Source organism: Verrucomicrobiia bacterium (genome assembly GCA_036268055.1).
GTDB lineage: Bacteria > Verrucomicrobiota > Verrucomicrobiia > Limisphaerales > Pedosphaeraceae > DATAUW01.
This window is the reverse complement of record DATAUW010000010.1, coordinates 21,437-45,121: the sequence shown is the minus strand read 5'-3', so window position 1 is coordinate 45,121 and position 23,685 is coordinate 21,437. Positions and strand designations below refer to the sequence as shown.

The 23,685-nt window shown below is 53.9% G+C and carries 19 protein-coding genes; 4 read left to right on the top strand and 15 right to left on the bottom strand.

The features are described from left to right. Positions 1-143: 143 nt before the first annotated feature. From VH413_04100 to VH413_04040, 13 genes are all read right to left on the bottom strand, one after another. A complete protein-coding gene (locus VH413_04100; GenBank protein HEX3797861.1) occupies positions 144-3,986 on the bottom strand; it encodes a hypothetical protein in 3,843 nt (1,280 codons plus the stop codon). After that, positions 3,983-4,858: a prepilin-type N-terminal cleavage/methylation domain-containing protein gene (locus VH413_04095; protein HEX3797860.1), complete on the bottom strand. Its 876-nt coding sequence runs from the start codon at positions 4,856-4,858 to the stop codon at positions 3,983-3,985. The genes VH413_04100 and VH413_04095 overlap by 4 nt, the downstream gene beginning before the upstream one ends. Then, positions 4,855-5,739, bottom strand: coding sequence for a type II secretion system protein (locus VH413_04090; protein HEX3797859.1), 885 nt, complete (start codon positions 5,737-5,739; stop codon positions 4,855-4,857). Before VH413_04090 ends, VH413_04095 begins: the two co-directional genes overlap by 4 nt. Then, the gene (locus VH413_04085) at positions 5,736-6,536 is read right to left on the bottom strand and encodes a prepilin-type N-terminal cleavage/methylation domain-containing protein (protein ID HEX3797858.1); all 801 of its coding nucleotides are present in this window, start codon (positions 6,534-6,536) and stop codon (positions 5,736-5,738) included. The genes VH413_04090 and VH413_04085 overlap by 4 nt, the downstream gene beginning before the upstream one ends. Before the next feature lie 13 nt (positions 6,537-6,549). Continuing rightward, positions 6,550-7,620, bottom strand: a complete 1,071-nt coding sequence (locus VH413_04080; protein ID HEX3797857.1) for a prepilin-type N-terminal cleavage/methylation domain-containing protein — start codon at positions 7,618-7,620, stop codon at positions 6,550-6,552. Between the two features lie 21 nt (positions 7,621-7,641). Beyond that, the gene (locus VH413_04075) at positions 7,642-8,340 is read right to left on the bottom strand and encodes a prepilin-type N-terminal cleavage/methylation domain-containing protein (protein HEX3797856.1); all 699 of its coding nucleotides are present in this window, start codon (positions 8,338-8,340) and stop codon (positions 7,642-7,644) included. Positions 8,341-8,350: 10 nt separating this feature from the next. Further along, positions 8,351-8,677, bottom strand: coding sequence for a CopG family antitoxin (locus VH413_04070; GenBank protein ID HEX3797855.1), 327 nt, complete (start codon positions 8,675-8,677; stop codon positions 8,351-8,353). A 4-nt stretch (positions 8,678-8,681) separates the two neighbouring features. Next, complete coding sequence (locus VH413_04065; GenBank protein ID HEX3797854.1) at positions 8,682-8,969, bottom strand: hypothetical protein; 288 nt, start codon at positions 8,967-8,969, stop codon at positions 8,682-8,684. A gap of 640 nt (positions 8,970-9,609) precedes the next feature. Then, positions 9,610-9,870, bottom strand: coding sequence for a UPF0175 family protein (locus tag VH413_04060; protein ID HEX3797853.1), 261 nt, complete (start codon positions 9,868-9,870; stop codon positions 9,610-9,612). 202 nt (positions 9,871-10,072) lie between these two features. Beyond that, positions 10,073-11,392 (bottom strand): type II secretion system F family protein, encoded by a 1,320-nt coding sequence (locus VH413_04055; protein HEX3797852.1) that lies wholly within the window; start codon positions 11,390-11,392, stop codon positions 10,073-10,075. A gap of 20 nt (positions 11,393-11,412) precedes the next feature. Continuing rightward, entirely contained in the window at positions 11,413-13,113 is a 1,701-nt protein-coding gene (locus tag VH413_04050; protein HEX3797851.1) for a GspE/PulE family protein, read from the bottom strand. A 2-nt stretch (positions 13,114-13,115) separates the two neighbouring features. After that, positions 13,116-14,228 carry a type IV pilus twitching motility protein PilT gene (locus VH413_04045; protein HEX3797850.1) on the bottom strand — a complete coding sequence of 371 codons (1,113 nt, stop codon included), beginning with the start codon at positions 14,226-14,228 and terminating at the stop codon, positions 13,116-13,118. Between the two features lie 99 nt (positions 14,229-14,327). After that, on the bottom strand, positions 14,328-16,034 hold the full coding sequence (locus VH413_04040; GenBank protein HEX3797849.1) for an ATPase, T2SS/T4P/T4SS family: 1,707 nt from the start codon (positions 16,032-16,034) through the stop codon (positions 14,328-14,330). Between the two features lie 325 nt (positions 16,035-16,359). Between VH413_04040 and VH413_04035 the strand changes: the two genes are divergently transcribed. Both VH413_04035 and VH413_04030 read left to right on the top strand, forming a co-directional pair. Next, a complete protein-coding gene (locus tag VH413_04035) occupies positions 16,360-16,983 on the top strand; it encodes a hypothetical protein (GenBank protein ID HEX3797848.1) in 624 nt (207 codons plus the stop codon). 371 nt (positions 16,984-17,354) lie between these two features. After that, positions 17,355-18,017 carry a hypothetical protein gene (locus tag VH413_04030; protein ID HEX3797847.1) on the top strand — a complete coding sequence of 221 codons (663 nt, stop codon included), beginning with the start codon at positions 17,355-17,357 and terminating at the stop codon, positions 18,015-18,017. A 31-nt stretch (positions 18,018-18,048) separates the two neighbouring features. On the opposite strand, the gene prsR is transcribed toward VH413_04030, so the two are convergent. Together prsR and prsK are read right to left on the bottom strand one after the other, a co-directional pair. Further along, complete coding sequence (gene prsR / locus VH413_04025) at positions 18,049-19,416, bottom strand: PEP-CTERM-box response regulator transcription factor (GenBank protein HEX3797846.1); 1,368 nt, start codon at positions 19,414-19,416, stop codon at positions 18,049-18,051. Continuing rightward, the gene (gene prsK / locus VH413_04020) at positions 19,417-21,534 is read right to left on the bottom strand and encodes an XrtA/PEP-CTERM system histidine kinase PrsK (protein ID HEX3797845.1); all 2,118 of its coding nucleotides are present in this window, start codon (positions 21,532-21,534) and stop codon (positions 19,417-19,419) included. A gap of 307 nt (positions 21,535-21,841) precedes the next feature. On the opposite strand from prsK, the gene rfbA reads away from it, so the two are divergent. Then, the gene (gene rfbA / locus VH413_04015; GenBank protein ID HEX3797844.1) at positions 21,842-22,720 is read left to right on the top strand and encodes a glucose-1-phosphate thymidylyltransferase RfbA; all 879 of its coding nucleotides are present in this window, start codon (positions 21,842-21,844) and stop codon (positions 22,718-22,720) included. 14 nt (positions 22,721-22,734) lie between these two features. Continuing rightward, positions 22,735-23,685, top strand: coding sequence for a sugar nucleotide-binding protein (locus VH413_04010; GenBank protein ID HEX3797843.1), 951 nt, complete (start codon positions 22,735-22,737; stop codon positions 23,683-23,685).

Below are 23,685 nucleotides of genomic sequence, written 5' to 3'. Positions count from 1 at the left end.
ACGACCTCGAAGCATGGCGATTATTCGAACAAACGAACCGCCAGGTTCGCCTCGGATGCCGCTGATCGTGCAGTTATTATATCGCTATTTTAACTTTTCTCCAAAGATTTTTGGTTTCCTGTCCATTCTGAAAATCGTGCGCTTTATTCGGGCGGAATGACGTTGAATGCCTCGACGACCGCTTGCGGCGAACCGACTGTGCGGCCGGGAACGGGGGGGTTATCAATGCGCAATACGGTGCGCGTGGCGACCTCGCCGGTGATGGTGTAATTGGTACACATGCCGAAGAACGGGCCGCTGCTTTGTATGATGGAATGGTCCGCGGGTTTCAACGACTGGCCGTAAGCGAAGATGACGTATCGTGGCGATCCGACGCGCAACAGGGACATAATCTGCTGCGGGATGCGTTCCATTTCGGCGTCGTTGGGATAAGTGGCGGCTGTCGTATTACCCGTGGTGTTTAGATAAGGCGAAGCGACCGTGAGTTGCGGCGCGGATAAAACCTGACCGACGCTGGTAAATACTTGTGCCGGGAACATGGCAGTATTTGTGCGCGCGGAATAAATCCCGTTCAAGATTTGTTGGAGTGCCAAATTATTGGCCCGCGGATCAATCATCATTGGAATTTGTCCGCTGGGGCCATTGGAAACCACGATAACGCCATCAAGAATTCCCGCCCACGCCGCGAAGTTCGTCTGGTTCACGGATAATTGACCACGGCTCGCATTATCATTCGGCGCAGTGGTGAACAGATCAAGGATGCTCCAATCATTTGTTGGCGTCGTGAGAAGGGCGTCAGCAGAATTCACAGGAAGCGCGGCAGCGAACTGATTGACGGCCACATTTCCGGTCCACATTTGCCAGTTCGTGATATTCATCACCGACGAATCCACAGACTTGAGATAGAGCGTCTGCCAAGGCGTGCCGCGATGCACGCGGCCAAGCCATCCAATATTTGGGAATTTATTTGTGGGAAATTGCCACGCATCCGAACCGGTAACCTGAGAATCTTTGAAATTATAATTCGCGTCGGTTTTAGCCATTGGGTCGGTCCGAGTGCCATTAGGGGTTCCTACATCACCCCAAGGGCGATAGTTCTGGTTAGGAAGCCCGATATTATCGAGATAGTTAGTGGCAATGGTCGCGCCCGCAGCAAGAGTTGGGTAATTGGTAGAAATGGTATTTTGGAATGGTTGCGGAGAAATATCGCTCAAAGTATAATGGACCAGCGGATCATTAACTTGGAAATGATAGATTAAGGCTACTTTACGCGTCGGGGTATAGGGCGCCTGCATGGAATTAGTGATGCCGCCCTGTCCGTTCAAAAATGCCGCAAAGCCACCGGTAGCACTTTGCTGAGAGTTTCCTTGCAGAGTATCATTAATCCAATTTGCAGATGTGAAAGGAGGACCCGTCGGAGTCAGCCCGCTTGATATAGTTATTTGATTCTGCATGCCTTGTGGCACAGTGCGACTCTGTATGTTTGTTAACCAAACGCCTCCTGGTCCTCCATAGTTCGCCCCGAGCGGCCCCGGAAGTTCGGCGGTAAGATCCCGAGTGTAATTCATTCCATTTAGAGTCACATAATCCAGAATTCTCCCCGTTGTATGATCCTGAACAATAAAGCGTAAATAATTGGTGCAATTATATATGAAGTGCGGCTGAAAAACTATAGCAGGCACATCAAAGTTAGTTCCTGGTGACAAATGTGGAGTCGGAAATTGATGATAAACCGAATTTGTCAACATGATAATATTCGTCATCAATGGAATCTGAAAGGAACTGTTATTAAAAACGTGTGGACTTGATGAACTCACAACAGCTCCCGGCCAGGCACCAGGGCTTAGAGTATAAAGCCAGCCGACATTAGTCGTAACCAGAGCAAGCGGCCTTAACGTCAATCCATCGAAATTACTGACAGAAGCCTGAACAACCACGGAACCAATCAGATCCACACTGCGACCATAAAAATTCGTATAAGAATTCCAAGCTTCCACCCCCATCAAGTTTGAAACGCCGATGGTATATTGAACATTCGTTTGGAATTTGGGCGGCGAAGAGCCGGCATTCATATTAATCACTTCCAATTTACGGGTAATTTGCGAAACAGACGCCATCGAAAATTCATTGAAGTTGGGCAGGCCTTTTTTCGCGCCAATTATCCACGGAACTCCATATAAATTACTCGTGGTGTTACCACCAGCCAAGGTGGGTACGAATTGATTGGCCTGTTCGGGAAGGGAAAGCGGAGTTGAGCTGTATGAGCCAGTAAATTTAGGAGCAACAAAATTTATCGGAGCTTCTTCCACATAACCACTGATGAAAATATTTGACGTTCCGACCCCTTTGTTGAAAACGGGGCGAAATACCGATGGATAAAATAATGTGCCTTCAGCGTTATTGGTAAAACGATTCGTCGTCGCATCATAAATGTTCGCAGCGACCTGCAAGAGGCGATGGACGGCGGGAGTGTATTCGTTAATCGGATAGAGCGGGATGTTGGTGACGGTGAAGGTATAGCCCGCATTTGCCAGTAGACGATTGGCGGTATTAGAAAAAAATGTAAGGGCGTCCCACGGTTGGAAATTCGTCGCGTTTAAAGCCCCGATGTTATTGTAGTTCAGATTGAGGCGATTGGTATAAGGATAATAACCGGGATAAGCGGGCAGGAAACCAGGCGAAGGCAAAACCGTATTTGTATTATAGGTCGCCGAGGATTCGGGCGCGGAACCAAAACTCATTTGCGCGAGCATACGATAATAGGTGTAACGATCGTATGTGCCGCGGCTGAGACCGGGCGCGCGCAGATGGTTGGTAAAGGAACTGACTGGCTGACCATTTGCACCGGGCACGGCAAAGAAATCCTGCGTCGTGAAAATAGGGTGGGCCGGGCTCGAACCGCTCCACGTCCGTTGCGCGGATATCGAATTAAAATCGCGATCATTCGTGAGCGCGAATGTGTTAGTCATCAGCGGCCCATTGCAGAAGCCATCAATAAAATCGTTTCCAAACGACGGCGCGGCGGTCAATGAACTGAACATGTCAGTAAATCTCAACAGACTGCTGTAGCTGTTGTTATAGCGGTATTGCACTATGGAAGCGGCGTCGTTAAACGCCTCACCACCGCTTTGAAAACCAAGGCTCCAGGGTGGAGTCGTGTTGAGTGGCGCGTATTTGAAATTGGCGGTTGGCCACGAATTTGTGTTCAACGCGTTCAGGAAACCGGCGAGATTGATTTCCCAAGAGCCGAATCCCTGATTGCGCAAATAGCCTTCGTCCGTTTCCGCGGACATATTTGCGATTTGTTGCGACTGGTTGTGGCTATAATTCACATCGAGAGAATTCCCGATGGGCAGAGCGATAAAGCAATAGCGAGCCACGAATTGGTTGCTGCTGGAATGCCGCTGATCGGGATGAGCGAGGATGCCGATCCATTCGGGATCGCCGACTTGGGTGCTAAAGGTCGGGTGCTGGCTAGCATCCAGAATCGGCAGTCCGTTGCTGTCAAAATTTTCAACCACGCCATTCGTGTCGTAACGTCCGTTGCGATTCAGGTCGAGGTAGAAGCGGAAGTCGAGATTGGCGGAGCCTTTATTGGTAGCGATAAATACCGGGACGCGCGGGAGAATTTGTAGGTTGTTCATCAGTTGCGGCACATCTCCCGCCGCAAGGCCCGTGTAGCTGACGTTCGTAATGGAAGCCAAACCAACGCCATGGAAAAAATTGGTCATCTGATAGTTGGTCGAGACGAGCAGACCGAAGTTGAGTCCGTTCCCAGTCGCAAGCATTTGCGCGATGATCTGGGCTTTGGCTTCTTCGACGGCGGCTTCGGAGGCGAATTTTGAATTGCTCTGCTGGGTCAGAGTATTTACCTGCGCGGCTTCTTTGCGGCTGACGACGAGGAAGGTGACGGCCATGAAGGTGATCACCGAGAGGAGGATCAGGGTGATGACCAGCGCGACACCTTGTTGGGATTGGCGTTTCATTGATAGGCAGCGGAACTGACGTTACGAATGGGGATGCGTTGGCGGAAAACGTGAACCTGGCCGGGGTGGTCGGCGAGATAATTATTGGCGGCAGTTAAATTGATGTTCGCGGGGCCGGCAATGGCTTGATAACGTGCGAGAGTCCGGTCTTCCAAGACGCCAAGCTCTACTTCGACATAAGCCGGCAGGGAATTGCTGGTGAACCGGTAGTACCATGAGCTTTGCAGGGGAAACAAATAATTCGTGGAGATTGAGGGAAACGTGGTGATGAACGGATATAAATTTCCGTTCGTGTCATAAGCCCGGATGGTAAAATCAACGACGCCATCCACGATGCGAGTAAAATTCGTGCCGGGCGCGCCGAGGTTGAAATTCGTCCATTGCTGCCCAATCAAAAAACCGTTCGTCGCGGGAATATTAACACCGGCATAACGGTAGAGCGTCCCAAGACTGCCGCCGGTGGTTCCGCCTGAGTTAAATACCTTATAGCCCACACCGGTCCAGGTTTGGTTGAGGCGCGTGAGGAAAAACACATCCTGCAGGATATTCGTCCTGACGTCGGATGGATCCACCAACGCCTGGGTCATGGGCGGCGCGGTGGAAGGGGTTTCGACGAAAAAATTCACGCCGGTGGAAATACTGCTGGCGGCCATTTGTTCCATCTGTTGCGCGATGAGAGCGGTGGCATCGCGTCCGGATTCCAGGACATCCACTTGCGTGATGCTGGAAGTAAAAGCGCGCCGGGTCTGGTCAAACATGGCGACGAGGCCAAGGATGATGACCGAGAGGAGCGCCACGGTGACCATGATTTCGATCAGCGAGAAGGCGCGTCGAAAAAAGCTTGATGCGGAATGATGCCAGAAATGCTTCATGGGAGAAAAGGTTTGCCTCCTGCGTAAACCGACTGTCCGCTGACGAAGGTTTGCGGTTGGAAGTAATACATGGGCGCGTAGAAATTCGTGGAACGAATCGCGCCGCCCACCACAGAGCGAAATATCTGATTGCCCGGCCCGGTCTGGCCATTGGGCAGAATCGGCCAGCGGAAGCGCAGGCGGATTTCGTTCAGGTTAGGTTGAAGATTGGTGACGTAGGTGGCGTACGTGAATCGGGCGGTCTTGTCCGCGAGGGTGATATTATTGGTGTTCCAATTCGTGAGTGAGCCATCCGCGACACCGAAGGGAACGATTTCGGGGAATATGCGATAGGTGAACGCGAAGTCTTTGGAGGTCTGGCTCGTGCCCTGGTCCATCGGCGAACCGGTGATGGCGCGAAAATCCGCCTGGACATAATTACTGCGGAAAAATCCCTTGGAGTCCTGCGTCCACTTGGGAGTGGATAACAAGCCGATGATGTTCAGGCCATTGGTCAGGACCGGGACTCCAGGTTTTGTAGCAGGTGACACGGGAACAACCGCATAGTAAGAACCACCAACGCCGCTCTGCGAGTACCAGTTTGTTCCCCGGCCTTGGAAAATCATGTTGGCATTGTAATCAGTATAAATGTTGGTGATGCTGATAATGTAATTGGTCAGTTCATCCTGCCCGAGCGCGCCGCTGCGGATGGCGTTGAGCAGATATTGGGCGTCGAAATTGATGACGGTTTCTTCGCGGTTGTCTTTTTGCACGGACATGCCGATGGGCAATATGCCGATGATGGCGACGAGGGCGAAGCCGATGATGGCAAGGCAAATGGCGATCTCGACCATCGTGAAGGCACGGCGGGCGCGGCGGGATGTATGGAGGAGTATTTTCACTGGACTTCCTGGCGTTCGATGTGAGCCCGGCCGGTGAGCCAGTCTATGTGAATGACGTTGGAGGTGGTGATGGAATTTCCCGGCGGCGTTTCGAGGACGTCGGGCGCGCTGCTGATAAAATTTCCGTCGGCATCGCGCGGATACAAAATACTGCCGCGCGAAAGGGGTATGGCTTCATCCACCTGGGAGATCAACTGGCCCTGATAATCGAATCCGACGTAGGGCAGCAGAAAGGTGGTGAGGGTGGAATTGGTATCTATGGTGGGAAAGGGAAATTGCGCGTAACGAAAAGCGTTGGTGTAAAAATTCACGGCATTGGTGGTGCCGGAAAATTTGCTGGCGGCGATAAATATGCCTTGGGGAAGCGAGCGCCACGCGGTGAGGTAATGGGGCGAGGTTTGCCCCGGTTGATCGCCGACGGAACGCAGGGAGAGGAGCGCGTAGGTGGTGTATTGGCCGCCCAAAAGATTGGTGTAGGTGTGCATGGCCGAGGCTTGCGAGGTGAGCTTGGTCGGCGTGAAGTTGAGAATGGTCGGCGGATCGAACACGACGTAAACGCTGGTATGGTCGGCGATGGCGCGCTGGCGGGCGTAAGTGAAGTCGTCGAGCAACTGGCGGTTGGCGGCGATGGTGGCGTTGGACTTGGTCATGCCTTTGATGGCGGGCAGACCAATGGTCGCAAGGATGCCGATGATCGCGATGACCACGAGCATTTCGATGAGGGTGAAGGCTTGGCACGCATGCGCGCCGGTGCGCGGGGGAAGCGGATTCAACGGCTCTGGCGAACGGCGGTGCATGGGAGCTTTCGATTTATTGCCAACTGAGGACGTTGTCTTTGTTGACGCCGGCGTTGGCTTTGATGGGGATACCCATATTATCCTTATTGCCCGCCAAGCCATCGGGGCCCATGGACCAGACCATTGAAGTGGCGTTTACGGTGTAATGGTCGCCGCTGCCGCCGTCGGTCTGGTTGACGGTTCCATTGAAGCCAAGCGTACCGGTGCCGGTGGAAGAAACATCCGCCTTGCAATAGAGGGCATCGAGGCATTGATTGTCGTAATTCAAGTCGAGGGTGATGATGTAGGGGTTGCCCCAGGGATCGCGATAGACCAAATCACTGCCCAGACCGGCATGGGTGTTGTCGCTATTCATTTTAACATTCAAGAAGGAAGTCTTTTGGGGATTCTTGATGTGGTTGGTGTTGACGGTGGGCGTGGTCGTGCCGGGAAAATTTGTTATGTCCATAAGAATGGCCATGACGTCGGAATTGGGCGCGGTGTAACCGGAAATGTATTGGCTGGAGATGCTGGGAAGGGTGACGCCCGGTTTTCCACCCTGAACAGCACTTCCATTCAAAAGTGTTCCGAAAGTAAAATCGCCGGTTATCGGGGAGGCCGCTCCAGCTTGAGTGGCGGCTACGCTGGCTGGGGTCGAGGTCGGCAAGCGGCTGTAGGTTACCTCGTATTGATTGATGGCGGAGACGATGCCGGAGATTTCGGTCTTGGCCTGGGCGACTTTGGCCCGGGCCTTGGCGGCGCTGATCGCCGGGAGAATGAGCCCGGCCAGGATCGCGATGATGGCGATGACGACGAGCAGTTCGATGAGGGTGAATGCGCGCGATTGCGCGCGATTGTGGCGCGGAGAACGGGGAACGAGCTTGATCATAGGGGTGATTTTGAAGGCGGGGTGCGAGGGGCGGAGTGCGGAATGAAAATTTGGGCGGCGCAGGTTGGCGGAACTTTCCGAGGCGCTGTTTGCGAGGGAGAGGGAAATATTTTGGGTCGCGCCGGCGAGGCGGCGAGGGTTGGAGATGCGAGGCGTCCACGCGCGGTCGGACCAGCGGACGGGCAATGATTGGGTGGCTTTAAATGGGAGTATCATAATGGTATGAGTGCCGTGCGGTTAATGGGTGACGACTTGCGGGTCTTTGCTCCAGTTGCTGATGCGGTTGGTCTTGCCGGCCCACGCGACATCCATCCAGAGGTCGAATTCGCTGGGGTTGTTGGTGGGATTGCTGGACACGTAATGCCAAAGGGAAGGCACGCCGCCGCTGGCTAGCACGTAGGGAAAGCCTGCCGGCAACCCCGGAGGTACACTGATTCCAAATAGCGTAAAGGTCGGCCCCGCATTTCCACTGACATAAAAAGAAGCGGTGCGCGCGCCCTTGCCGATGGCGCCGAAAAAGTTTTTTGGCGGCTCGGTGGGATCAGCGGAGGCGTTCATAAACCCTTGCATGCCGAAGACAGTCTGGACGGTTCCCGAAGCGAGTTGCTCTCCAGTAACGGCTTTAAAGAGAGCGTTGTTGTTGGTGGTGAGCGTGCCGGTCAATTCGTAGTAGAGCGCGTTGATGGCGGGGTTGTTGGTGTTATCCGGCGGATAATATCCCTGATGGGCTTTGTATTGCTCGATGGCGGTGATGAGGGCATCGCGCTCGGCTTGCACGCGATAGGTGCGGGCCTTGATGGAAGCGATGCCTGCGCCGCCAATGATGAGCGCCGCCAGGATGCCGATGATCGCAATGACCACCAGCAATTCCACCAGCGTGAACGCAGCACGGGAACGGTGGTGATCGGGTGGGCGGCGATTTGAAAAAGGATTCATGCTTTTAAATTTATCGTTCGCGGAGTTCGTTTTCCATGCGTTCACTGAGCCATTGCTTCATCATGCTCTGGTAATTGAGATAGCGCGAGCGGGCGAGGCGTTTGATGCGCGCGAGCATGCGCGGGTCAATCCGCAAAGTGATGGTGACGGATTCGGAAGCCTCGCCGCTCCCCGCCACCGCCGATTCCATCAGGCGCATGTCCGGCCGATTTTCCGCCCAGAAATCCGCCTCGGCAACCTCGCTGTCGAAAATAGGCACTTCTTCCCAGTTGGAAAAGGAATTGATGCTGGATGGCTTGGCCACCACTCCGCCCGCGACTTGGATTTGCGATGCCATTGGTTTAATGCGCCAAAGTCTGGTTCAGTTTCCGTTGATAAAAAAAACGCTCCTCCGGCTCCATGCCCCGAGCATGGATGACGCGAACGTGCTTGCCATTCGTTCGATAAACACTGAACACGGCATTGCCGCCAGCGGACATTCCCAAATTGAAAAACCGCGCCTGGACGGAAAACCGGGGCGAATCGGGCAGTAACTTGATGGCAAAGGGATCTTCAAACGATTCCTCAATCTCCTGACTGGTCGGAGAGCCATCGGCCTTGAACGGTGGATTGTTCCAGTCAAATTCCATAAACAAAAAATCAATTATCTAAAATTCCTCGGGTTTAGTCGCCCACACAATGTAATTACAATGTATTTACGCGTGAGAATGACGCTTGTCAAATGGAAAAGTGGATTAGTGCAAGATTTTGTTTGGCCGGGTGTAATGTGGGATGTGCCGAAAGTCCTATTACCTCCTCTGTTTTGCGGCGGCCCGCTGTAAAGCTTGTTGGAGAACTTCGGGAGCGATATGAAAATTAGTGTGAGCAAGCCGTGAAAATGCTTCTGGAAGGCTGACGAGATTCCGTTCGGCCGCTTTTTCCAATACGCCAATAGTTCCAGCGACCGGCAAGCCACGCCGCAGCGCCTCCCGCCGGGCTTCCATTTCATCCAACAAAAGCGAAGCCGCCTGAAGTTGCTCCGCCAGAATGATTGCCTCGGCTTCGCCGGATCAAGGAGGTGGTCCAATTCGGCGTGGGCGGCGGTTCGAACCTCGGCCCATGAAGGCAATGCGTCAGCCCAGTTTTTGACTGCCAATGGGGCCTTGGGATGAGTCAATTCTGCGAACACGGCGCTCGGTATGATGACACGGTCATAGAGTCGGGGAAGAAATTCAATGGCTTCAATGAGAATCAAGTAACAGATAGGACCGGTATCTGCGACGACGAGAATCATTTCTCCGGAAGTGATGCGAGTGAATCGCGGTCAACTTGCAAATCTGCAAGCGTAAACGGACGTTTCGCTTCGTGACGGGTAAGAAATTCTTCTGTCTGCCAGTAGTCTTGTCCCAAAAGCCGACTTAACTGATGCCGGGAAAGCCGTTGCTCCCGATATGCCTCAGCGGCGAATGCTTCCAACATCTTGCGCGGTATTTCGCCGACGTTTCCAAGAGTCAGGGCAATGTCATCCGGCAACTCGACGGTTACTTCCATAAATAGGATTTTTCTGACTGCCTTCTGCAGCAGTTGACTGCTAACATATCATATTTCCTGCCGATCCAGCAAGGAAAGTATCGGTATCTTTGCTTCACTCTAAACCAGGCAAACGGAATAAAAAATGTGATCCAAAGAGATTCAAAACCAAAAAAGGCGCGCCTGATTTCCTCAGACGCGCCTTGAAAATTCCAAACCTAACTTAATCCTTGTCGCCCTTCGGACCGACGGCATCCACACCATTCATGAGGGCGATCAGTGGCAGGAACATCGCGATAACGATACTACCGACAACTATGGCCAGGAACACGATCATGATCGGTTCCAGGAGTGAGGTCATGGCCGCGACGGCATTATCCACTTCTTCGTCGTAATTATCCGCGATCTTCAGCAACATTTCCGGCAAGGCGCCCGTCTGCTCGCCGACGTCCACCATACTGATCACCATCGGGGGAAATACGTTGGAAGCTTCCAAGGGCGCCGTGATGGTTTCGCCTTCCTTGACGCTTTCATGCACCGCGCCGACCGCCGCGCCGACGATGACATTGCCGGAAGTTTCCTTGACGATGGTCAGCGCCTGCAAAATCGGCACACCACTACTCACGAGCGTGCCGAGCGTGCGCGTGAAACGCGAGATGGCGACCTTGCTAATCACCGGGCCGAACACGGGCATCTTCAGTTTCACCTTGTCAAAGATGCGCCGGCCAAGCTTCGTGCGGATGGAAACCATAAATAAGATGACCACCACCACCAGGAGCGCGATGGTATAAAGGAAGTGGTCTTTGATGGTATCGGAAATTGCCAGGACAAAACGGGTGAAGGCCGGCAACTGCTGGCCGTTCAACATGCCCTCAAACACGCTCTTGAATTGCGGGATGACATACACCATCAGCACGGCCATGATGATGACCGCGACGATGAGCACGGCCACCGGATAAAACATGGCGGCGATGACTTTTCCTTTGATCTTCTGCGCCTTTTCCATGAACTCGGAAAGACGATTGAGTACGACTTCCAGCACGCCGCCCAACTCACCGGCCTTCACCATGTTGATGTAAAGGCGATTGAAAACCTTGGGATGCTGCGCCAAACCTTCGGAGAAGGTACTGCCGCCTTCAATGGAAGCCGCGAGTTGCGCGATGATCCCCTTCAGCACGACGTTCTTTTCCTGCTTTTCCAAAACGCGCAAGCCGCGCAACAACGGCAGACCGGCGTCCACCAGCGTCGCAAGCTGGCGGGTGAAAGTAGTGAGGACTTTGGACTTAACACGGCCGCTAAGGAAGGGGATCTTGATGTTGATGTCCATCCCCTTTTTCTTGCCCTTGACCCCGGGCTTCGCAGCGGGCTTGCCTTTACCGGCGGCTTTCTTATCAACTTTTTCCTTGTCGGCTTCGACGATTTTGGTGGGGAAAAAACCCATTTCCTTCACGCGTGAAATGGCCTCGTTTTGATTGGCGACTTCCAGGGTTCCCTTGGTCTCCTTGCCCCGTGAATCCATGGCGACGTAACTGTATTTAGGCATAACGAATCCCGGCTTTGTGACTAAGTGTATTTCACCACTTCTTCGATGGTTGTATCTCCGTCAAAAATAGCACGCAGACCATCCTCGCGCAAGGTAATCATTCCCAACTCGACCGCCTTTTGCCGCAGCACGACGGTGGGCGCGCGTTCATTGATCAAATTGCGGATCACGTCATTCAAATTCAGCAATTCAAAAATTCCGCGGCGGCCCTTGTAGCCAGTGTCATTGCAAACCGAGCAGCCGCGCCCGTAGTAAAACACTTTGTCGCCGATGTCATGCGGTGAAAGATTGAGCAGCGAAAGCTGGCTCTCGGTTGGCTCGAACGGCGTGCGGCATTTTTTGCAAGTGGTACGGATGAGGCGTTGCGCGAGCACACCCATGAGCGTGGAGGAAATCAAAAACGGTTCCACGCCCATATCCACCAGACGGGTGACGGCCCCGGGGGCATCGTTTGTATGCAGCGTGCTCATGACCAAGTGACCCGTCAGCGATGCCTGGATCGCGATTTGTGCCGTTTCCAAATCGCGCATTTCCCCGACCATGATCACGTCCGGGTCCTGGCGCAGGAACGACCGCAGCGCCTTGCTGAACGTCATGCCGGCGCCTTCATTGATGGCGACCTGCATGATGCCCTCGATGTCATACTCAACCGGGTCTTCGGCGGTGAGCAATTTGGAGTCAATCGTATTGACCCGGCGCAGGCAGGAATAAAGCGTGGTGGTCTTGCCGCAACCGGTCGGGCCGGTCACGATGAAAATACCGTTGGGCCGCTGGATGACCTCAGTAACGTATTCGTGCAGGTATTTCGGAAAGCCGAGCGATTCGATTTCCAGGTTCACCGCCGAACGATCCAGCACGCGTAACACGACCGATTCGCCAAACTGTGTCGGGAGAGTGGAAACACGCAGATCAATGCCCTTGTTGCCCATGGTCAAACTGATGCGGCCGTCCTGCGGCACGCGGCGCTCGGAGATATTCAGGTTCGCCATGACCTTGATGCGGGACACGACGGGCAGCGCGAGATGCTTGGGCGGCGGGGCCATTTCGTAAAGCGCGCCGTCCACGCGATAACGAATCTTGAACTCATCTTCAAACGGCTCGAAGTGAATATCGCTCGCGCGGTCCTGCACGGCCTGGAACAAAATCAGATTCACGAAGCGCACGATGGGCACTTCATTCGCGATATCAATCAGGATGGAGGAGTCACTGCCCGCCTGCTTGGCTTCCTCAGCGATCTCCTTGTCGCTGCCGAGTTCCTTTAACATGTCGGATACGCTCTCGGTCTCGGCGCCGTAAAGCCTTTCGATGGCTTTCTCCACTTGCGAAGGTTCGGCGACCACCGGCACGATTTCCTTGCGGATGACGAAGCCGAGTTCGGAAGCGCGCTCGGGGTTCAGCGGATCAACAAAAGCGACTTGAAGCGAATTGCCGTTTAACTCGACTGGCAGGCAGCCGTACATCCGCGCGGTGTTGCCGGGGATCGCCGCGAGCAATTCCGGCGGGAATTCGCGGTCGCGCAAGGTCACGACTTCAGTGCCGAGATATTCAGCCACCATCTGCAAAATGGAATCAAGATCGAGAATGCCGAAGTCTTGGAGAATCTGGATGGGCGACTTCGCGCTGCGCTGCATCTCTTCCGACACTTCCTCGTACTGCAAGTCGTCAACCAGTCCCTTTTCGCGGACCAGTTCGAGCAGCGGATTGGAAATAGGATCAGCCATAATCAGGATTTAGGTTTTTCGGGTTCGATGTTCATGGCTTGCGCCAGTTCGAGTTCCTGCAATTTTTGCTGGATAGTCAGCGGATCCTGCGCCTTGGTGATGACTTCCTCGCGTGCGATCATGCCGGCCAGATATTTTTCGATGAGAAAGCCGTCGAGCGTCACCATGCCGTACTTCGCGCCGGTTTGGATGTCGGAATTCAAACGGAAAGTTTTATTGTCGCGGATCAGCGCGGCGACGGAGGGCGTATTGATCATGATCTCGAACACCGCCACGCGGCCCGGCTTGTCAATGCGCGGAATCAGCAACTGCGAGATCACCGCCTGCAACACTGTGGAAAGCTGGATGCGGATTTGTTCCTGCTGGTTCGTCGGAAACGCGTTGACGAGACGGTCAATCGTCTTGGCCGCGCCGGTGGTATGCAGCGTGCCGAACACCAAGTGACCCGTTTCAGCTGCGGTCACGGCGGCGTCAATGGTTTCAAGGTCGCGCATTTCACCGACCAGAATGATGTCGGGATCCTGGCGCAATGCGCGGCGCAAGGCTTCGGCAAAACTCGGTACATCCACACCGATTTCGCGCTGGGTGACGATCGCCTTCTTGTGCTTGTGATAAAACTCGATCGGGTCCTCGATGGTGATGATGTGCGCCTCGTCGCGTTCTTCATTGATGATATTGATCATCGAAGCAAGCGTGGTACTTTTGCCGGAACCGGTCGGGCCGGTGACCAGGCAAAGACCGCGCGGTTTGTAAAGCAGTTCGCGCACGGAAGGCGGCAGGCCGATGTCTTCGAGCCGCAACAGCTTGGTCGGAATCTGGCGCAAGACCATGCCAAAGTTGCCCTTTTCTTTGAACACGCTGACACGGAAACGGGCGAGTTCGCCGAAAGCAAAACCGAAGTCCGCGCCGCCGCGCTCGCGCACGTGCTGGATATGGTCTTCCGATGTGATGCTGCGCATCAATTCCTCGGTATCCTCGGGTTGAAGAATGGGCCCTTCCACACGATGCAAAATACCGTGGACACGGATGACCGGCGGAACGCCTACACGGACGTGCAAGTCGGAGGAGCCTTCGGACACCACCAACTGCAAAAGGTCGGACATTGAATACGACATATGCTTTCGATTATGGGTTCTGCATGCTGGGCGAGAGTTTTAGACGCACGGCGGGAGTTAATAAAGCTTAATTGTCATTCCTTGTACCGCTTAAATCTTTCAATCATCCGCCGTGGTGGAGCGAACGACTTCCTCCGCCGTGGTCATGCCAGCCAGGACTTTGCGGATGCCGTCTTCGCGCAACGTCCGCATGCCCATTTCCCGCGCGCGAACGCGCAACACCGAGGACGGCACACGATCGTAAATCAATTTGCGGGCTTCGTCATCAATGACGAATATCTCGAACACGCCGAAACGGCCGCGATAGCCGGAGCCGTTGCAGTTATCACAACCCTTGCCCATCATGAAGGTGGCGCCCGCCGGGATGTTGTTCGGGTCAATGCCCACGGAACGCAATTCGGTTTCCGACGGAGTATAGGGCGCGGTACAGCGTTTGCAAATTTTACGGACGAGGCGTTGCGCCATGAGCGCGCGCGTCGAGGATGCGACCAAGAAAGGTTTCACGCCGATGTCAATCAAACGCGTCACGGCGCTGGGGGCGTCGTTGGTGTGAAGCGTGGAGAACACCAAATGACCGGTCAGCGAGGCGTTGATGGCGATGGTCGCCGTTTCAAGATCGCGAATTTCTCCCAGCATGATCACGTTCGGCGCCTGACGCAGGATGGAACGCAATGCCATTGAGAATGACAATCCGACCGATTCATTGACCTGCACTTGATTAATGCCCGCGAGCACATATTCCACCGGATCTTCGACCGTGATGATCTTGCGGTCGGGACGATTGATGAAGTGTAGGCAGGAATAAAGCGTGGTGGTCTTGCCGGAACCGGTCGGACCGGTCACGAGCAGGATGCCGTCGGGCAACGCAATGAGTTTCTCGAACGTCTGCTGGTCGTCAGTGAAAAATCCCAAATCCGGCAAGCCGAGTTTCAGGCCTTCCTTGTCCAGAATACGCATGACGATGCTTTCGCCGTGGTTCGTAGGCAGGCACGACACGCGCAAATCAATCGTCTTGGCGCCGACATTCGATTGGATACGGCCGTCCTGCGGGATGCGCCGTTCGGCGATGGACATGTTCGACTGGATTTTAAGGCGGCTGATGATCGAAGGCTGGAGTCGTTTGGGTGGGCTCTTCATTTCCTTGAGCACACCGTCAATGCGGTAGCGCACACGGAATGTCCGCGACATCGGTTCCAGGTGAATATCCGAAGCGCGCAATTTGAAAGCCTCCACGATCAAGCTGTTCACGAGCTTGATAAGCGGGGCATCCGCCTCGACCACCGCGCCCGTGTCATTTTCAACGGCCACGGCGACTTCCGACTCAGTGATTTCCTGAATCGTTTGCTGCATGCGCGGATCCAATATCTGGGCCTTGCCGCCGTAATATTTATTGAGCGCGTTCTCAAGGTCTTCCTCACTGGTCACGCGCAATTCGATGTCGGCGCGTAAAAGATGATGCAGCGTGTCCAGCGTATCCAGATCAGAAGGATCGCTGACCGCGACGGTAATAGTACTGCCGTGCTGCGCGATGGGAACGGCGCGATATTTCTTGGCGATGTCGCGGCGAATCAGGCCGATGACATCATCGGTAAGCTTGAGATCGGCGAGGTTGACGACTTCAGCGCCGAAATGCGCGGCCTTGGCCTGGGCAACGTCCGCCGGGCGAACAAGTTTATTCGCCAGCATCAAGTCCACCACACCCACGCCGGCGGAAGCCGCCTCGGCGCGAAGGGTTGCCACCTGGTCGGGGGAGACGAACCCAAGGTCCGTCAGGATATCAACTAAATAATCGTCTTTCTCAGCCACAATCGCCTTTCAACGTCCGGACATGATTTCTGGAATTACTTCCACAGTAGCGACCAATCCTCCAAACGTCAAATGTGGCCGCGCGAAATTCCAAAAAAAGTTGCGCGCGGATTAAATCAACTTCCACCAAGGGGGGCAATGGACAAATTACAATGTCGTTGAAAACCGGTCGCAAACATCCCTTGACCCTTTCATCAAAAAAAATTACAACATAAAAAATATTGACCTCGTAAATGGATTTCGCTAATGTGCGTCCATTCGAACAAACCATGGAGAGTTCCTTTTTATGGAGGGTCTTCCTATCGAATTAAAGAAAGGATGAATCGTGAAAACACAAAGTTTCGTATTAGCCAGTCTCAGTCTTCTAATTGCCCTTAATCTTCATGCCCAAGGCACCTCAGGGTATGTTGCCTATGGCAATACTGAAAATTCCTATGTCCAAGTCACTCAGGGCAGGGGTTTGGTTCCTGCCCCCACTGGTGGCGGATTTGAGGTGGAAATGTTTTATCAACCCAACAATGGCGGCGCTGCCCCAACCCCCATTGATGGCTCACTTTCGTTGGGAGCATGGCAGGGAACCAAGGTCCTCGACGTCGGCACACCGATCCCAGGAATCTTTTTGGGGGGAGTTCAATCTTTGACAGGCGTGGCACCGGGCGCCAACGCGTGGATTGAAATCGTTGGGTGGAACAACGGGCAGCAGTCTCTTGCAAATGCAGAAGCTTCCTCAACTCTTTTTGCTTTCTCTTCCGTATTTAATATCCTCACTGGAAACCCAGTGGCCGAACCGCCAACCGTTCCCCCTCTTACTTCCGGGCCGGATAAATTCACCGGTCTGGTTTTGGGCTTTCAGGGCATGGTGTTCGTCACGCCTGAACCCTCTACACTCGCACTTGGGGGACTTTGTGCAGTGGCTCTCTTTGGAATGACTCGCAAAGCCACCAAATAATCAGCCTCTGCCTATTAATCAATGCCGCAGGTTTGTTTTACGCCGCAGACAGACATTCTTTGACCTACGATGCTTCCTTCGCCTCGCGCACGATTCCCAATTTATCCATCAATTCATAAAGCGTCGGGCGGCTGATGCCCTACTCGGCCGCCACTGGCGTAATTTTACCGCCGTGTTTGCGCAAGGATTGTTGGATCATATTCCGTTCCAAACCTTCGCGCGCATCCTTGAGCGTGGACGCCTGTGGCGCAGTCAGCACATCGGACAATTCCAGATCGTAGGCGGCAAGCGGATAATTTTTGGCGGTCCGAAAATTCGAACCTGGCGGATCGCACTTTATTAATTATTGACTTTGAAATTCAAAATTGTTTATGTCCTCCAGCACACAAAAAAGGAATCGAGTCCTTTGTTGTGGAGAGGCGGAATCACCAACAAATAAAATGAAAGAGCGGATAAGAACACTAATCTTTATTGCAGTAACACTGTTGTTTTGTGTGGAAGCTCATTCTCAGGGACGCATTGATTATAATAACGACAGCTCAAGTCTTATCCAACTCACCCCAGGATCACCCGTTCCGGTAAATTCCGGTTACGAAGTAGAACTGTTTTATCAACCAAATACTGGTGGCCTTGCCCCCATTTCTGTTTTATTCGCCGGGGGTAATTGGCAAGGCACAAGTGTCGTGCCAATTTCAACTATACCCGGCGGGTTTTCCGCAACTCCCGACATCATTTCACTGACCGGTATTACTGGGGGCGCGAACGCATGGATTGATATTGTGGCTTGGAACAACGCCGCAACCACGTTAGCCAATGCCCTTCAATTTTCCACTTTGCTTTCATCAGCACCTGTTTTTAGCATTACCGCTGCCAATCCAAATGGTATTGGCAATAACCCTCCTCCATCTCCACCGTCGCTCGTAGGCCCCGGAATGTTCCAAGGCATAACATTCACACCTGAGCCATCCACAACTGCGCTCGGTGCCATCGCTGCATTTACACTCTTATTTCACCAGTTGCGCAAACGGTCATAATAATTACGCGCCTTGGCCTAGCACTTGGGATTTATGAAGCCTCTTTCGCCTCGCGCACAATCCCCAGTTTATCCATCAACTCGTAAAGCGTCGGACGGCTGATGCCCAACTCGGCGGCCACTGGCGTGATCTTGCCGCCGTGTTTGCGCAAGGATTGTTGGATCATATTTCGTTCCAAACCTTCGCGCGCATCCTTGAGCGTGGACGCCTGCGGCGCAGTCAGCACATCAGACAATTCCAGATCAGCGACGGTGAGACGTTTGCCCTCAGCCATGATCACAGCGCGGCGGACGCGGTTTTCCAATTCGCGCACGTTGCCCGGCCACTTGTGCTGGTTGATCGCGCGCAGGGCTTCCTGCCCGAACACGAGGCCGGACTTGTTGTTCACCGCGGCGAACCGCTGGAGGAACGATTGCGCAAGAAGCTGAATGTCCGTTTCGCGCGAACGCAACGGCGGCAGCACGATCTGGATGACCGCGAGGCGATAAAACAAATCCTCACGAAACGTGCCGTCGGTCATGCCTTTTTTTAAATCCGCATTCGTCGCCGCGACGACGCGCGCATCAATCGTGATCTCGGCACGGCCGCCAACGCGCTCGATGGTTTTCTGCTGAAGAAAGCGCAACAGCTTCACCTGGATCGGCAATGGGATTTCCCCAATTTCGTCGAGGAACAACGTGCCCCCATTCGCGGTCTCAATGCGCCCCTTCACTTGACCGGTTGCGCCGGTGAACGCGCCCTTCTCGTGACCGAACAATTCGCTCTCGAGCAGCGTTTCGGGAATCGCGCTGCAATTAATCGCGATGAACGGGCCGTCCTTGCGATTGCTCTTGCGATGTATGGCCTGAGCCGCGAGTTCCTTGCCCGTGCCGCTCTCGCCGAGGATGAGCACCGGCGCGTCCGCCGTGGCGACTTTGCGGATCGAGTCAAAAGCATTCTGCATCCGCGTGCTGTTGCCGATCATCCCCTCGAATCCCGAACCCTGCATCAGGCGCTGCATGGCGCGATACTCTTTTTCGAGATGCGCGACGTGAAAGCAGCGGCGAAGCAATAATTTCAATTCCTCGACGTCCACCGGCTTGCCCAAAAAATCGTACGCACCCGAACCAATCGCCCGCAACGCATTTTCTTTTTCACCCTGTCCGCTGACGATGACCACCTTCGTGGACACGTCCGCCGCGAGCAACTCGGACAATGTGGCGAGCCCTTCCTCGGGATTGCCGGGATGCGGAGGCAGGCCGAGATCAAGCAGCACGACTGCCGGATGCGCGGCGCGGAATTGCTCAAGCGCGCTCGGCCGGTCCTGGGCCAGCAGGATTTCGTAATCCTGCGCCAGCGCCCATTTCATCTGCGTGCGGATTTCCTCGTCGTCGTCAACAATCAGTAATTTTGGGTTCATTTATTTTAAATTCATGGGCAGCAGCACACGAAAGGTGGTGCCTTTGCCGGGCTGGCTTTCCACTTCGATCCGCCCACCGTGGGCTTCGATAATCATTTTGCTCTGAAACATGCCAATACCAAGTCCGGCTTTCTTCGTAGTCTGAAACGGACGAAAGAGCGAGCGATTCAAAAACTCCGGGCTCATGCCGCAGCCATTGTCGGCCACGGCGAGCACCGCCCAACCGTTTACACGGCTGGTCTGGATGCGCACCTGGCCCTGCTTCGAGACCGCCTCGGTCGCGTTGAGCACGAGATTGGTGATGACCTTGTTCACCTGCTCGGGATCAATCGAAATTTTTGGCAGCGGCTGGAAGTCTTTGAGCACTTCCACTTCGATTGTGCCCTTGTGCGCGGCGAGAGCCTTGTTGACGACGTCATTCAAATCGGCTTCGGCGCGGCGAATTTCCAAACCGTGCCGCAGGAGGCTTAACCGGCTAATGAGATTATTAATATGCGTGACGGTCTTGGCGACGCCGCGCAAGGCGTCTTCACGAAACGCCGGGTCGTTGAAATGAATCGGCAGATTCTTGAGCATCAGGCCAAGGGTCGAAGCGGTATTTTTCAAATCATGCACGAAAAAAGCGGACATGGTTTGAAACGCTTCCAGTTCTTTCACCTGCAATAATTTTCCAGAGAGTTGCAGATTGCGCAGGCTCGCGGCGACCTGATCGCCTACGCATTTGAGCAAATCCAGGTCCTGATGAATGAACGGCAACCCGCCGATGCGATCGCCGAGCGTCATGAAGCCCAGCACATCACCGCCCACGATCATTGGCACGCAGATGCGTCCCCCACCCTTGTGAAATTCATCGGGATGGCAGTTCCGCAAGGTCGCCGCCCAAGTCTCTTTTGAAACATTGATATCTATTGGCTCAGGATGGTCTCGAAGCGCAGTCAGGATTTCCAGTGCCGCGATGCTCGGCGGTGTTAATTCCGCGCCGTGGCTGTCCGAAAGTGAAGTCGAAGCGGCGAAAATTAGGTCTGTCTTTTTTTCATCTACGAGCCAGATGCTGACGGAAAGCAGTTGAAAAATTTCAGCCACCAATTTCACCGTCGCGCGGCACAGTTCCATCTGGTCCATTCGCGACGTCGTGCATTCAGTGAAGCGCCGCCACACCGTGCGGTAATCGTACATCGGCCGTTGAAAATGGCGGCTGACAAAACGCTTGGAGTAAAGCCGCACCCGGTCGGACAACAACACCACCGTCAGCAATACCAACCCGACCAGCAGCACGAATGCGGAAAGTGTCACGGAAGTATTGCCGCCGAAGAGGCGCGCGATGTTGGCCAGCAATCCGACCACCAGCAGATACACACCGCCAAGCAAAAGAATCAGTGAATTGTGGATGACCGAATGCGAGGGATAAACATTGACGTCGAAATGGCCGGAGCGCATCAGCGAGCGCAGGATCAAAAAACAGCCGACCAGCAACGCGCCGGCATTCACGCCGTCGAGTGAGGGATCCAGATGATGAAATAAAAGTATCTGGCTGCTGGTGTAAATCCGCGCGAGAAAAAGCGCGCCGAGGCCAAGCACCATGAACTTGATTCGCCAGCGCATCATGCCGACGGTCGCGCGGAAGGTACGCTCCAGATTCATCAGGACCAGCACGGAACTGAGCAGCACACAAAGATGCAGCAGCATGCCGGCATTTGACCAGCCCAGCGTCAACTTCTCTTTCACCTGTACGGCCACCAACAATCCTTCGCGAAGACCAACAGCCAGGCCGGCGGGGAGAACCAGCGCCGCAATCAGGGTATATCTCCAATACTTTAAAAATTCGCGGGAATTGCCGCGCGCATAGATAAGGCTGAAGAACAACCAAACGCCCGGCAGAAGTGAGGTGAAAAAGTCCTGCCAGATTTGCCAATGGACTACTCCCGCAAGATTGCCGTTTTGCCCGGCGAATAGACCGAGGCAACTGAACCCGCTTTCGCCGGCGAGCAAAAGCATGCCGACGACAAACGTCCAGTGGCTCAACGAGCGCCGGGCCTGGCTGGCCGCGCCCAATGCCATAGCCCCGCCAATGAAGGCGGCGATAAGGGCCAGGATCGCGGCGTTGCTCGCGTCGGTCATATATATATATGCGTTACCTTTCCACCAATTTGAACACAAATGGCGTCGAGCCCAACCTGTAACTTAAAACCATAGAAAAATCACGCAAAAACGGCACTTTCTTTCCAAACGCACCGGCATTTTGCCGATCCTATTCACTTATTTAACGAAGAACGATTTTCGATTCAGTTAAGGATGCACTTTTCTTCAACTTTTTATGTTATTTGTATCTTTATGGCGGGCTGTTTTTGCGAAGGGCTATATTTTGCGAGGGTCAAATTCAACTTTTTCTTTTCATTTTTGCCAACGCGGTTTAGCTTTCGCGGACATGAAAGGCATCATCCTCGCAGGCGGCGCAGGTTCGCGCTTGTTTCCTTTGACCCTGGTGGCGAGCAAACAACTCCAGCCGGTTTATGACAAACCGATGGTTTATTATCCGCTCACAACGCTGATTGAGGGCGGCGTGCGCGAGTTCTGCCTCATTTCGACGCCTCATGATTTGCCGCGCTTCCGGCAACTGCTCGGCGATGGCAAAAACTGGGGGCTCACGATTGAATATCGCGAGCAGTCCAAACCGGAAGGCATCGCGCAGGCATTTCTCATTGCGGAATCCTTCATCGGCAAGGATGATGTGACGCTGATCCTGGGCGATAATATTTTTTACGGCGGCGATGGTTTTCATCGCGCATTCACGGAGTTCCGCAGCGGTGCGACGATTTTCGGTTATCATGTCCACGACCCCGAACGCTACGGCGTGGTGGAATTCGATGCCGCGGGCAAGGCGATTTCCATTGAGGAAAAGCCACAGAAGCCACGCAGCAATTATGCGGTTCCGGGACTTTACGTATATGATAACGACGTCGTGGCCATCGCCAAAGCATTGAAGCCCTCGGCGCGAGGTGAATTGGAGATTACGGCGGTGAACGTGGAATATTTGCGGCGCGGGAAATTGCGCGTGTCGCGGCTGGACCGCGGGTTCGCGTGGCTGGACGCGGGCACGAGCAGCAGCTTGCACGAAGCCTCGGCGTATGTGCAAACGATTGAAAAGCGGCAGGGCATAAAAATCGGTTGCCCAGAGGAAGCGGCATTTCGCAAAAATTTTATTTCGCTTGAGGAATTGGATAAACTGAATGCCAAAATTCCAAATTGCGAATATCGCGATTATTTGATCGAGTTGGTCGCCGAGGCGAAGCGTTTGAAGAATTAGACGATTTTGATTTTATGATTTTGCTTTTAGGTGCGACGGGTTACATCGGCGAAGCGTTTGCCCGCGAGTTGCGGCAACGGAATCAAGCCTTCACCGCGCTTTCGCGCCGCGACGTTGATTACACGCGCTTTGATGTGCTGCTGGAATATTTGCGCTCGGCGCGCCCGGCGTTCCTCGTGAATGCCGCCGGCTATACCGGCAAACCTAACGTGGATGCCTGTGAAACCGCGCAGGCCGACACGCTTCAGGGAAATACGCTCCTCCCCGCAACCATCGCACACGCTTGCGAGGCCACCAATACACCGTGGGGACATGTTTCGTCAGGCTGCATTTTTGCGGGCGCAAAGGTGAATCGCAATGGCCATCTCACTGTGGAAAAAGATTTGACGCGTCCGGAACTAAAAGATCTGGCCGCAAAAAATCCTTCGGCGATTCTGGGTTTCACGGAAACAGACGAACCGAACTTTTCTTTTCGCCGTCCGCCATGCAGTTTTTACAGCGGTACAAAAGCGCTCGGTGAAGAAGCGATTCATGGCATCGGGCAAGGCTATGTATGGCGCCTGCGCATTCCCTTCGATGAAGTGGATAATGCGCGCAATTATCTCTCGAAAGTCCAGCGTTACCCGAAAGTCTATGACAATGTGAATTCCATTTCGCATCGCGCCGATTTCGTGAAGGCGTGCCTGGATTTGTGGAAACTGCGCGCGCCCTTTGGCATTTATAATGTGACCAATCCTGGCTTTGTCACCACGCGCCAGGTCGTGGAAAAAGTGGAGCGCATTTTGAAACCGGCGCGGCATTTTGAATTTTGGGAAAGCGATGAGGAGTTTTATCGCGTCGCCGCCAAAACCCCGCGCTCGAATTGCGTGATGGATGCCGCGAAACTTCTGGGCGCGGGCGTAAAGATTCGCCCGGTGGATGAGGCGCTCGATGATTCCCTGATGAATTGGCGGCGCGAAAATTAA

What these genes read in the sequence shown, in the direction of transcription:
- VH413_04045 (HEX3797850.1), bottom strand. Translation starts at nt 14,228, where the DNA reads ATGTCGTATTCAATGTCCGACCTTTTGCAGTTGGTGGTGTCCGAAGGC.
- VH413_04070 (HEX3797855.1), bottom strand. Translation starts at nt 8,677, where the DNA reads ATGGCATCGCAAATCCAAGTCGCGGGCGGAGTGGTGGCCAAGCCATCC.
- VH413_04050 (HEX3797851.1), bottom strand. Translation starts at nt 13,113, where the DNA reads ATGGCTGATCCTATTTCCAATCCGCTGCTCGAACTGGTCCGCGAAAAG.
- prsK (HEX3797845.1), bottom strand. Translation starts at nt 21,534, where the DNA reads ATGACCGACGCGAGCAACGCCGCGATCCTGGCCCTTATCGCCGCCTTC.
- VH413_04030 (HEX3797847.1), top strand. Translation starts at nt 17,355, where the DNA reads ATGTCCTCCAGCACACAAAAAAGGAATCGAGTCCTTTGTTGTGGAGAG.
- VH413_04085 (HEX3797858.1), bottom strand. Translation starts at nt 6,536, where the DNA reads ATGCACCGCCGTTCGCCAGAGCCGTTGAATCCGCTTCCCCCGCGCACC.
- rfbA (HEX3797844.1), top strand. Translation starts at nt 21,842, where the DNA reads ATGAAAGGCATCATCCTCGCAGGCGGCGCAGGTTCGCGCTTGTTTCCT.
- VH413_04060 (HEX3797853.1), bottom strand. Translation starts at nt 9,870, where the DNA reads ATGGAAGTAACCGTCGAGTTGCCGGATGACATTGCCCTGACTCTTGGA.
- VH413_04055 (HEX3797852.1), bottom strand. Translation starts at nt 11,392, where the DNA reads ATGCCTAAATACAGTTACGTCGCCATGGATTCACGGGGCAAGGAGACC.
- VH413_04010 (HEX3797843.1), top strand. Translation starts at nt 22,735, where the DNA reads ATGATTTTGCTTTTAGGTGCGACGGGTTACATCGGCGAAGCGTTTGCC.
- VH413_04080 (HEX3797857.1), bottom strand. Translation starts at nt 7,620, where the DNA reads ATGATACTCCCATTTAAAGCCACCCAATCATTGCCCGTCCGCTGGTCC.
- VH413_04095 (HEX3797860.1), bottom strand. Translation starts at nt 4,858, where the DNA reads ATGAAGCATTTCTGGCATCATTCCGCATCAAGCTTTTTTCGACGCGCC.
- VH413_04100 (HEX3797861.1), bottom strand. Translation starts at nt 3,986, where the DNA reads ATGAAACGCCAATCCCAACAAGGTGTCGCGCTGGTCATCACCCTGATC.
- VH413_04075 (HEX3797856.1), bottom strand. Translation starts at nt 8,340, where the DNA reads ATGAATCCTTTTTCAAATCGCCGCCCACCCGATCACCACCGTTCCCGT.
- VH413_04065 (HEX3797854.1), bottom strand. Translation starts at nt 8,969, where the DNA reads ATGGAATTTGACTGGAACAATCCACCGTTCAAGGCCGATGGCTCTCCG.
- prsR (HEX3797846.1), bottom strand. Translation starts at nt 19,416, where the DNA reads ATGAACCCAAAATTACTGATTGTTGACGACGACGAGGAAATCCGCACG.